Raw genomic sequence first — 10,327 nt, 5'->3', positions numbered from 1 at the left:
AGTACGCGGGCTTCCGCCCGGCGCACCGAGAGCACGCACCAGACGCCGCGGGGCCGCCCTCCGGGCGACGACGGGAGTTTGACGACAGGCCCTAGCGCGGCACCCGCACCGTCACGGTCTTCGGCCGCTGGTATTCGTGGAGTGCCAGGATGCTCAGGTCGGTGCCGTGGCCGGACGATCCCCGGCCGCCGTGGGGGAGTTCGGCCGTCTGGACCAGGTGGCAGTTGAGCCAGGCCTCGCCCGCGTTCAGCCGGGCGACCAGGTCGAGGCCCGTGGCCAGGTCGGTGGTCCACACGCTCGCCCCGAGGGCCTGCGGGACGCCGTTCGCCAGGGCCAGGGCCGCTTCCAGGTCCGGGGCCCGCTGGACGGTGAGGAGCGGGCCGAACACCTCCTCGGTGACGGCCGGGTCGTCGTGCGGGAGGTCCGCGAGCAGGCGGGCCGGGCGCCAGTGGCCCCGCTCCTCGCCGGCAGCGGGGGAGACGGCGGCCGCGAAGTTCCGCTTGGCGCCGGAGGAGGCGACCAGCGCGTCGTAACGCGCCGCCTGGTCCGCGTTGTTCAGCGGACCGAAGTCATGGCCGGCCGTCCGGGAGCCCATCGCCGCCGCGAGCCCGGCGACGACCTGCTCGTGGTTCTCCGCCAGGGTGATCACCCGGGCCGGGGCCGCACAGCTCTGCCCCGCGTTGTACGTGGCCGCCTCCGCCAGCGCCTCGAAGGTGTCGGCGGGGGCGTCCGGGAGGACGATCGCCGGTGCGTTGCCGCCCAGTTCCAGGCTGACCCGGCGGGTCCCCGCCCGCGCCACGACGTCCGCGCCGGCCCGGCCGCTCCCGGTGAAGGCGACCATGTCCACCCCGGACTCCACGAGCAGCCGGCCCGTCTCCCGGTCGCCCGGGAGGTACCGGAGCACGTCCGCGCCCAGGGCCAGGGCCGCGTGCTCCGCCAACAGCTCCAGGCTGTCGGGGGTCGTCTCGGCGGGCTTCGCCACCACCGTGTTCCCCGCCGCGAGGGCCGGCGCGCACCGCCAGGCCGCCATCAGGAGAGGGTAGTTCCACGGCACGATCACCCCGATGACGCCCATCGGCTCCCAGCGCACCCAGCTCTCGTGCCCCTCGACGAGGTGCCCCGCGGCCGGGGCGGTCCGGGTGCGCGCGGCGGAGGCGTAGAACCGGAACAGGTCCGCGACCTGCTCGACCTCTCCCGCCGTCTCCGCCGCGGGCTTGCCCGTGCCCGCCCGTTCAAGAGCCCCGTACCGGTCCGCGTTCTCCTCGACCAAGGCGGCGAAGCGGTCCAGCCGGCGGGCCCGCTCCTTCGGGGTCAGCGCGCTCCAGCCGGGCAGCGCGGCCCGCGACGCCGTCACGGCGGCCGCCACCTCGGCCTCACGGGACAGGACGGCCGTACCGCGCACCCGCCCGGTGCGGGGGTCGATCAGCTCGGACGGTTCGGTGGGTGCGGCGGTCATGGGGGCCTTTCGCGGATCGGGGGATTGCTCGGAACTCATACGTCGTACGACCTCAGCCACAGCTCCAGCGTCAGCACCAGCCACAGCTTGCCGCCCTGCCTGGGCAGCAGCGTGCCCTCGCCCTTCAGCCAGGTGCGGATGGTCTCCGGGCGGAACAGGCCCCGCTGCCGGGAGCGGCTGCCGAGGAGCAGGTCCTGTCCGAGGTCGCGCAGCGGGCCGGTCAGCCACTCCTGGACCGGCACCCTCATCCCGCTCTTCGGCCGGTCGACCACGGTCGCCGGGAGCAGGTCGCGTACGGCCTCCTTGAGGATCCACTTCTCCGCCGTGCCACGGAGCTTGTACCCGGGCGGCGTCGCGAACGCGTGGTCGATGACCGACCGGTCGAAGAGCGGGGAGCGGCCCTCCACGCCCTGGGAGGAGGTGAGCCGTTCCACCTTCGTGAGGATGTGGTGCGCCCCCTTGGTCCGCAGGTTGCAGTGGAGCAGCCGGTTCAGGAGGTGGTCCATGGCGTGCGGCCCGGGGCCCTGCGGGGTCAGGTACGGCTCCACGTGCCGCTCCAGGCGCGGGGCGTCCTCCAGCGCTTCGAGGACCGGCGCGGTCAGCAGCACCGGCAGGTCCGTCCAGCACTTGCGGTACGAGCGCAGGTACGCGGTCGCCCGGTCCTCGTCCCAGGGAGCGCCCGGCGTCCGGTGCATCTCCTGCACCAGCATCGGGAGGTTCTTCGGCCCGCCGAAGACGGGGTCGCCGCCCTCGCCGTTGAGGACCACGGAGGCACCGTCCGCGGCCACGGCCTCGGCCAGCATCAGGTTCGGCACCGTGAGCGGATCCCCGACCGGGCTGTCCAGCAGCGCCGCGGCCTCGGCGAGCCGTGACGCCACCGCCGATCCCGACACGTTCAGGATCCGGTGCCGGGTGTGGCAGTGCGAGGCGACGAGACCCGAGTAGCCCAGTTCGTTCGGCAGGTCGTCGCCGAAGCTGATCGAGTACGTGTGGACGGGGTGGCCGTGGAGCTTCGCCGCCAGGGCCGTGACGAGGGAGCTGTCGATGCCCCCGGAGAGCAGCACCGCGGCCGGCTCCGCCTCGGGCAGCCGGGCCGCCGTGGCCTGCTCCAACAGGGCGCGCAGGGCGAGGACATGGCCGGTCGGGTCGGTCGGGCCGGGGTCCTCGATGAGCTCGCGGGGTTCCCAGTGGACGGTTTCGGTGACCCCGCCGTCACGGGCCAGTCGCAGGATCCTGCCGGGCAGCACCTCGCGGACCCCGGTCAGGAGGGTCTCCTCGCCGGGCAGGTACGCGAAGGTGAGGAAGGAGCGGACGGCCGACAGGTTCATCGACGTGCCGAGCGACGGCCAGCGGCGCAGCGCCCGCAACGAGGTCGAGGCGGCCCAGGCACCGTCTGCCCGCGCGTAGAAGAGGGTGCGGGCGCCGACGTGGTCGCGGATCAGGACCAGGTCGGGGCCGTCGAGCACGGCCAGGACGAACATCCCCTCGGCGAGCGCCACCCCGGCCGCGCCGAGCAACGCCCAGCAGTGGAGCAGGAGTTCCCCGTCGGAGCAGTCGGCCGGCGGTGGGGGCGCGTCGCCGCGGGCCGCGAGGGCGGCGAACAGCACCCGCCGGTTGTGGAGGGTGACCTCGCCGACCGCGGTGCGCCCGTGCGCCGTGAACGGGCCGGTGGCGCGGCCCGGTTCACCGGAGACGAGACTCAGCTCGGCACCGGGTACGCCGACGGGGACGTGGCCCGGCCCGACCGCGCCCATGCTCTCCAGATGGGCGCGGGCCCGCCCGGTGGTCTCGGCCAGGCAGGCGCAGAGACGTGCCACGGACGGCTCCTTTCCTCGGTGCTGTGCTTGGTGCTGTGCCTGGTGCTTCGTGTGTGGTGTCCCGTTGCCCGGGGCTTCGGCTCAGCCGAAGTCGTCGTCGCTCCAGGCGTCGTCGTCGCCGTCCCAGGCGTCCCCCCAGCTGTCGTCGCCGGAGTCCCCGCCGACGTCGCCGCCCCCGTCGCCCCCGGAGGACGACGAGGCCTGGGCCTGCTCCTGCTGGCGGCGCAGCGCCTCTTCCTCCTCCGGGCTCATGATCAGGGGCGGCAGATGGGCGGCCGTCACGGCGAGGGCCGCCACCCCCAGCCCGGTGAGCAGCACCCCCATCCGGCCGCCGAAGGAGCTGCGGTTCACGGTCACGCGCTCGCCGCGCGGCCACACCGTCCGGCCGTAGCCGATGTCGCGGGCGTAGAGGGCGGTGCCGTCGGCGAGGGTGCGCTTGATGACCCGGTTGCCGAGCAGCTCATCGGTGCCCGAACCGCCCCGGTTGTCGTGCCAGGCCACCAGGTGGGGCCGGTCGGGTGTACGGGTGCGCCACTCCTCCAGGCCGTCCTCGTACCTGCGGTGGACCGTGCCGTCGGCGAGGAGTTCGTCCGCGTAGCCGATCTCTTGGGGGCGGATCATCGTGTGCGTACCTCGGGTCTGTCGAAGGGGTCGCGGGGGCCGTTCACGCGGTGGGCCAGGTCATGAATCCGGTGGTGCGCAGACCGCTCAGCTCGCCCCACATGGAGTCGCGGGGCGGGCGCGGACCCCGGGTCAGGCGCAGCACCGTCCGTACGAGCCTGGCCGGCGGCACCGCGGCCACTTCGGCGAACCGGCCCCGGGCGAGCCACGCCGCTTCGCGCGGCCGCAGCGCGGCCGGCCAGTCGGCGCCCGCCGCCGCGGGGAGGGCCGGGCCGCGCCCGGTGGGCAGCCGCAGGGCGGACACGTGCCGCGGTACGAGACCCAGGGAGCTGACCCGCACCCCGGCCAGGGGGCCGAGCGCGGCCCGTACCCGGGCCGGGAGCGTCACGCCTTCGGGGCTCGCGTCGTGCAGGACGTGCACGGTGGCACCCTCAGCCCGCTCCAGGGCCCCGACCAGGCGCGGATCCAGCGGCAGCGCGTCGGCCACCACGAGGATCGGGCAGGCCGCCTCCAGGTGGACGTGGTTGGCGAGCAGCATCGCGGCGATCGAGCGGTCCTGGCACAGCAGCAGGCGGGGGACCCCGTAGTCGTACAGGTCGGGCTCGGCCCGCCGGGACCCCGAGGCCTCGGCGGGCGGAACCGCGGCCGGCAGCAGGCCCGGTACGGTCGCCCGCCCGCGCGCGTCCAGCGCGCGGGTGAAGGAGGGCAGCCGCAGCACGGGCGCCGGGGTCCGGGGCACGCGCCGCAGGAGCCGGGAGGCCGGGCTGAGGACCCGGCAGGTCTCGTAGTAGAGCTGACGCTCCGTGAACCGGAGCGCGCCCGGGTCGGCCGCGCGGGCGGCGGCCTTCACGATCGCCAGGTCCAGGAGCCGGTCCCCGAAGCCGGGCGCTCCGGGGCGTGCGGCGGACGCGGAGCCGGGCAGGCCCGTACCCGCGCCCCCGTCCGTACACGGGGTCGTGCTCGTGCTCATGCGGTGGACGTGCCTTTCATCGCGGGGGCGTCCGGCCAGGTCAGGAAGCCGTGCTCCGGCGCGGGACCGGACGGGGCCGAGGCGGCGGCCACGGCGCGTGCCACCGCCTTCTTGACGACGGTCAGGAGCAGGGCCGGGGGAACGGCCGCGACCGGGCTCCAGAACCCCGCGGCCAGCCAGGCGGCGTCCTCCTCGGACAGGCCCGCGACCGCGCGCAGCGCCTCCGCGTCCACCGCCGGGGCCGGCGAGAACCGGTGGACGGCGCCGCGCCGGCTCCGGACCTCGGACACCGGCGGCCCGGTGTCCACCACGGTCCTGTCCGGACGGGCGATGCGCAGGAGCGGCGCCAGCATCACCCCCAGCGCACTCGCGTCGCGGACCACCACGACCGGGAGCCCGCCCGGAAGATCGGCCAGGTCACCGAGGTCGCCGAGGTCGCCGAATTCCTCGTGGGCGTGGTCCGGGTCGGCTTCCAGCAGCACGACCCGCAGTCGCCGGGGAATGCCGTTCGCCTCCAGGAAGGTCGCGACGGCGTGGTCGGTGCACAGGATCACGGCCCTGGGCCGGTCCGGCCGCTTCGCGGTGCCTCGGGGCGCGGGGCCCGCGTCGTCCACGACACCCGGCGGCAGCCCGCCGTACGTCGAGGTCCACTCGCGGGTCATCAGCCCGCGGAAGCCGTACTCGGAAGGGCTGATGCGGGAGCCCGCGGGCCGCGCCCGCTCGTAGGGGACGAGCTTGGGCACCACGAGGACCAGGACGGCGCCGACCCCGCACCAGAACGCGGGGGCACCGCCGGTGCGGGCCGCGAGGGCGAGCAGCCCGGCGCAGACCGACAGGGCCACGAGCCAACTGATGCCGCGATGGACCCCCCGCGCCTTCTTCGCGGGCCAGGACGAGCTGTGGGTACGCGAGCGGTACCAGAGCTGGGTGACCGTCACCTTCAACCGGCCGTCGTCGGTGAGGGAGTCCGCGCAGCGACGGATCCGCACGTCGTGCATGCCGGTGCCGTGCAGGCGGGGGTCCAGGGCGAAGCGGCGGTCGCAGTGCGAGCACACTTGCCCGGTGCGCTCCGTGCGCTTCAACGAGGTCGAGCAGTTCGGGCAGATCACCGCGACGCTTCCTCCGGATCCGTGCCGTCCGGGGCGGCCCCGGGCCAGGTCAGGAAGCCGACGTCCGCCGCGTGGCGCCGCTCGGCGTCGGCGCCGCGGACGGCCTGTCCGGCGAGCCGGTCGACCACGGCGAGCAGCTTGACCGGGGGAACGCCGACGAGCGGGAACCGCCAGCCCTGGGCCAGCCACTTCAGCTCCTCCGGGGTGAACTCGCCCAGGGCGGCGAGCCGGCGCTTCTCCTCGGCCGTGGGCTTGCCGCCCGGATCCCGGTACGGGACGGCCTTCGCCAGGCCGCGGACCGTGCGCAGCGCCACCCCGGCGTCGAGCACCGGACGCTCCGGGTGGGCCGCGCGCAGCTCCCGCAGGAGCAGCTCACCGGGCGCGTCCGCGTCGTGGAGCACCAGGACCGGGCCGCGCGGCGACAGGGCGGGCAGGAGGGCCCTTACGTGCTCGGCGCCCCGGACGAGCGCGATGCCGTGGCGGTCGGGCAGCCCGTCGGCGACGAGGAAGGCGGCGATGGAGGGATCGGGGCAGACGAGCACGGCGTTCGGCGGCGGGGCGTCCTTCGGCCGCTGCGGCCAGGGGCGGCCGTCGTCGTCGACCACGCCGAGCGGCAGGCTCCCGTACGTCCGCTGCCACGGGCCGAGCGCGTGGGTACGGAAGTCCCGGCGGGGCATGCGCGGGACGCCACCGGCCGCGCCCGTCCGCCGGGCGATGAAGATGACGAGCCCGCCGACCAGCAGGGCCCCGGCGGGCAACAGCAGGAACGGCACCGCGAAGACGAGGGCCCCCAGGGTGAGGAGCGCGCCGACGGAGAACGCCGCGCCCACACAACCGGGCGCGCCCTTGGCTTCCCTGATCCGCTTGCGCGACAGCGCGTACCACAACTGGCCGGGCGCGATGTCTATCCGGCCGTCGTCCGTGAGCCCGAAGGCGATGCGCCGCACGCGGAGGTCGTGCAGGCGCAGGGCGTTGCTCTGCGGGTCCAGCGCGTAACCCCTGCCGCAGTGCGAGCAGATGTTGTTCGTGCGCTCCTTGCGGAGCAGGTTGCGCTCGCAGTGCGGGCAGATCATCGGCGGACCTCCAGCGCCGTCGCAACCCGGCGCAGCCGTGCGGCCAGCCGTTCGCGGACGCCGGTGCCGGGTATGCCGTCGACCCGCTGGGCGAGCTCGATGTCGCGCAGCGCGGCCGCCAGGACCCGGTAGTCGGTGGCGGTGTCGAGCGCCGTCGCGGCGGGCCCCGCCGCCGGGCCGGACCGCGCGGCGCCCGCGGAGGCCCGGTGCTCGGCCTCGTCCGCGGTGATCGCGTAGTCCTCGTGGTCGATCCCGTAACCGGTATTGGCCGCGAGGATGGTCAGCGGGGAGGCACCGCGGTTCGCGAAGGAGTGCGGCATCATCTCGGGGATGCGGATCAGCATGCCCGGTGCGAGCGGTACCTGTGAGACGCGACCGCGGTCGGCGTCGTAGAGGCCGCACGCGGCGTGGCCCAGGCTGAGGACGAAGTGCTCACCCCCGTGCGCGTGCGGGGTGAAGGCGCTGCGCGGGCCGACGACCCCCAGCTTCACCGTGGCGTTGGACGGCCGCTCCGGCGAGGTGGCCGCGTCGCCCACGAGGTAGTGCGCGAACTGTCCGTCGTCGATGAACCGGAGGAACTCCCGCTCGGGCCCGAGCTCCCGGGACCCCTCGCGGTCGGCGAGCACGATGCCGCCGTCCGGCATGAGGTGGTACAGCTCCACCCCGCCCGGCAGGTCGTTCCCGTCCGTCTCGTGCGGCCCGTGCATGCGGTCGTACGGTCGTGCGGCCATCCGCGCCTCCCCCTGACGCCCCACAATGCGCTCCACGCGCCTCGCACCCGCATCGTAAGGCCGTGAATGTGAACAGTGAGAGGAGTGGGAACGTATCAGGAGCAACGGGCACATGGCCGCCCGGGGTCAGTGGGCGCGTTCCACGCGTGCGAGCCACTCTGTGAGGAGGGCGCGCAGGAGCTCCGGTTGTTCGTGGGGCAGGGCGTGCCCCGCGTCGTCGAGCACGGCGAGCGAGGCGTGCGGGTAGTGGCCGGCGAGGTCGGTGGCGGCGGCGTACCCGACCGTCGAGTCCAGCCGCCCCGCCACGATCACCGTCGGACCCCCGTAGACCGCTGCGGGACCGGGCGCGAGCGCCCACCGTTCGCCGATGCGGTCGAGCGCCGCCTCGTCGACGAGCTCGGCGGCCGGGGCGACGTGACGCTCGTACCGTTCGAGCATCTCGGGGGTCTGGACGACGAAGTAGCTCCGGAAGACCTCGTCACCGAGCTCGCCCGACCCGGCGACGACACGGTGCTCAGGTACGTCGCACGGTCCCGGCGGCAACGGACAGACCAGCGCCAGACCGGCGACCCGCTCCGGGGTCCTCGCGGCCATCGCCTGCGCGTAGTACGCGCCGGCAGAGTGTCCGACGAGGAGGTACGGGGTCCCTCCGCAAGCCCCCTCGGCGAAGTCGAGCAGCGTGTCGAGGACGTCGTCGGCGCTGCGCAGCGCTTCGGGAGCGGGGGTCAGGCCCATGCCGGGGAGGTCGGGATAGAGCCGCCGCAGCCCCGCGACCCCTTCGAGGGCGGGCTCGAAGCACGCCTCGGTCTCGCGGTGGTCGACACCTCCACCGTGCAGTACGAGAACGGGTCGACCGGTGCCGTGTTCCACGTAGTGGACCGTCACTCGGCCCGCCAGGAGATCCATCCCCGCATGCTAGCCCTGGCGGGGCGCGCACTCGCGTACGCCGGTCAGAGGCTCGCGAGGAGGCCCTCCAGAGGGGCCGGGACCGTGTCGGGGTCCAGGGCCTCGACGAGCAGGTGGCCGTAGCGGATCTTCCGGCCCTTCTTCGTCCCCAGGAAACGCCTCGACTGCTGTTCCCGGGAACGGCCGTGCTGTGCGGGCTGGCGCACGAAGGTCTGCCAGGCGCGGAGGTCGCCCTCGGTCTCGACGATCTCCTCGACCCGTGCGGTGCCCAGCGTGCGGATGAGTTCCTCCTCCAGGTCCGCCACGCACACGAAGATCCCTTCGCGGGCCGCCCCCGCCCGCTCCAGGCCGCGGACGTAGAAGCCCTGCTCGCGTTCGTCGCACAGTCCCGTCAGGCGCAGGCCGAGACCGGTCGGCCCGAGGAGGGCGGCGTAGCGGCCGACGTTCATGGCCCCTCCCATGGACAGGACGCACACCCCCTCGGCGGCCAGGTCGCGGCCGCGCCGCGCGGCGAGGGTCTCGACGGCCGCGAGGTCGCTGGGCCCTTCCAGCAGTACGGCCGTCCGCACCCGCAGCCGCCCGACCAGCTCGCTCGCCGACCCGCCGGCGCCGCCGGCCGCCCAGCCGCCTATCTCGTCCCGGAGCAGTTCCATGTCCACCACCATGAGGTGAGTCTGCTGCCTCGGGCCGCGGTGCGGTACGGAATATCCGGCTACTCGGGATCGCGGTCGAACAGCGACTTGGACCACAGGTAGCCGAGCACGGTCAGGCCCGCGCACCAGGCGACGGCCAGCCACCCGTTGTTGCCGATCTCGCTGCCGAGGAGAAGCCCGCGCAGGGTCTCGATGGCCGGGGTGAAGGGCTGGTACTCGGCGAACGGCCGGAACCAGCCGGGCATCGCGTCGACGGGCACGAAGGCGCTGGAGAGGAGCGGCAGGATCATCAGTGGCATCGCGTTGTTGCTCGCGGCCTCGGCGTTCGGGCTGGACAGGCCCATGCCGACGGCGATCCAGGTGAGCGCCAGGGAGACGAGCGCCAACAGGCCCACCGCCGCGAGCCATTCCACGGCGGTCGCGCCCGTGGGCCGGAAGCCGATGGCCACGGCTACGGCGCCGACGAGGACCACGCTCATCACGCACTGCGCGACGCTGCCGACGACGTGCCCGATGAGCACCGACCCGCGATGGATCGCCATGGTGCGGAAGCGGGCGATGATGCCTTCGGTCATGTCGTTGGACACGGACACCGCGCTTCCGATCGTGGTGCCGCCGATGGTCAGCATCAGGATGCCCGGGACGAGATAGGCCAGGTACTCGGACCGGTCCGCCCCGCCGTCCCCGATGCCGGCGCTCATCACATCGCCGAAGACGTAGACGAAGAGCAGGAGCAGCATCACCGGCGTGAGCAGCAGGTTCAGGGTCAGGGACGGGTAGCGCCGCGCGTGCAGCAGATTGCGCCTCAGCATCGTGGACGAGTCGCGCACGGCGAGGGTGAGGGAGCTCATCGGACGTCCTCCTTGGGCTGGTCGGGGATGACGGCGGTGCCGGTGAGGGCGAAGAACACGTCGTCGAGGTCGGGGGTGTGGACGGTGAGCTCGTCGGCCTCGATGCCGGCGGAGTCGAGCCGGTCGAGGACGGAGCGCAG

10 protein-coding genes and 1 pseudogene are annotated in these 10,327 nt (G+C 74.3%); all 11 read right to left on the bottom strand.

The window, feature by feature from the left end:
- Positions 1-91 precede the first annotated feature (91 nt).
- Positions 92-1,456 carry an aldehyde dehydrogenase family protein gene (locus ACFYYJ_RS41365; protein ID WP_389140150.1) on the bottom strand — a complete coding sequence of 455 codons (1,365 nt, stop codon included), beginning with the start codon at positions 1,454-1,456 and terminating at the stop codon, positions 92-94.
- A 35-nt stretch (positions 1,457-1,491) separates the two neighbouring features.
- Positions 1,492-3,273, bottom strand: coding sequence for an asparagine synthetase B family protein (locus tag ACFYYJ_RS41360; protein WP_385128179.1), 1,782 nt, complete (start codon positions 3,271-3,273; stop codon positions 1,492-1,494).
- A gap of 81 nt (positions 3,274-3,354) precedes the next feature.
- On the bottom strand, positions 3,355-3,894 hold the full coding sequence (locus ACFYYJ_RS41355; protein ID WP_385128180.1) for a hypothetical protein: 540 nt from the start codon (positions 3,892-3,894) through the stop codon (positions 3,355-3,357).
- Positions 3,895-3,937: 43 nt separating this feature from the next.
- Positions 3,938-4,864: a hypothetical protein gene (locus tag ACFYYJ_RS41350; RefSeq protein WP_389140146.1), complete on the bottom strand. Its 927-nt coding sequence runs from the start codon at positions 4,862-4,864 to the stop codon at positions 3,938-3,940.
- Positions 4,861-5,973 (bottom strand): hypothetical protein, encoded by a 1,113-nt coding sequence (locus tag ACFYYJ_RS41345; RefSeq protein ID WP_389140143.1) that lies wholly within the window; start codon positions 5,971-5,973, stop codon positions 4,861-4,863. Before ACFYYJ_RS41345 ends, ACFYYJ_RS41350 begins: the two co-directional genes overlap by 4 nt.
- On the bottom strand, positions 5,970-7,046 hold the full coding sequence (locus ACFYYJ_RS41340; protein ID WP_389140140.1) for a hypothetical protein: 1,077 nt from the start codon (positions 7,044-7,046) through the stop codon (positions 5,970-5,972). The genes ACFYYJ_RS41345 and ACFYYJ_RS41340 overlap by 4 nt, the downstream gene beginning before the upstream one ends.
- The gene (locus ACFYYJ_RS41335; RefSeq protein WP_385128184.1) at positions 7,043-7,777 is read right to left on the bottom strand and encodes a cupin domain-containing protein; all 735 of its coding nucleotides are present in this window, start codon (positions 7,775-7,777) and stop codon (positions 7,043-7,045) included. The genes ACFYYJ_RS41340 and ACFYYJ_RS41335 overlap by 4 nt, the downstream gene beginning before the upstream one ends.
- A 126-nt stretch (positions 7,778-7,903) precedes the next feature.
- The gene (locus ACFYYJ_RS41330; protein WP_385128186.1) at positions 7,904-8,683 is read right to left on the bottom strand and encodes an alpha/beta fold hydrolase; all 780 of its coding nucleotides are present in this window, start codon (positions 8,681-8,683) and stop codon (positions 7,904-7,906) included.
- Between the two features lie 44 nt (positions 8,684-8,727).
- Entirely contained in the window at positions 8,728-9,336 is a 609-nt protein-coding gene (locus tag ACFYYJ_RS41325; RefSeq protein WP_385128192.1) for a TOPRIM nucleotidyl transferase/hydrolase domain-containing protein, read from the bottom strand.
- 59 nt (positions 9,337-9,395) lie between these two features.
- A complete protein-coding gene (locus ACFYYJ_RS41320) occupies positions 9,396-10,187 on the bottom strand; it encodes an ABC transporter permease (RefSeq protein WP_385365737.1) in 792 nt (263 codons plus the stop codon).
- Positions 10,184-10,327, bottom strand: a pseudogene (locus tag ACFYYJ_RS41315) (ABC transporter); the annotation flags it as partial. The gene ACFYYJ_RS41320 and the pseudogene ACFYYJ_RS41315, both read right to left, overlap by 4 nt.

Source organism: Streptomyces sp. NPDC002467, assembly GCF_042889825.1.
In the GTDB taxonomy this organism is placed as follows: Bacteria; Actinomycetota; Actinomycetes; order Streptomycetales; family Streptomycetaceae; genus Streptomyces.
Note: the sequence above shows the minus strand (reverse complement) of the source record. Positions and strands in the feature narration are given on the sequence as shown.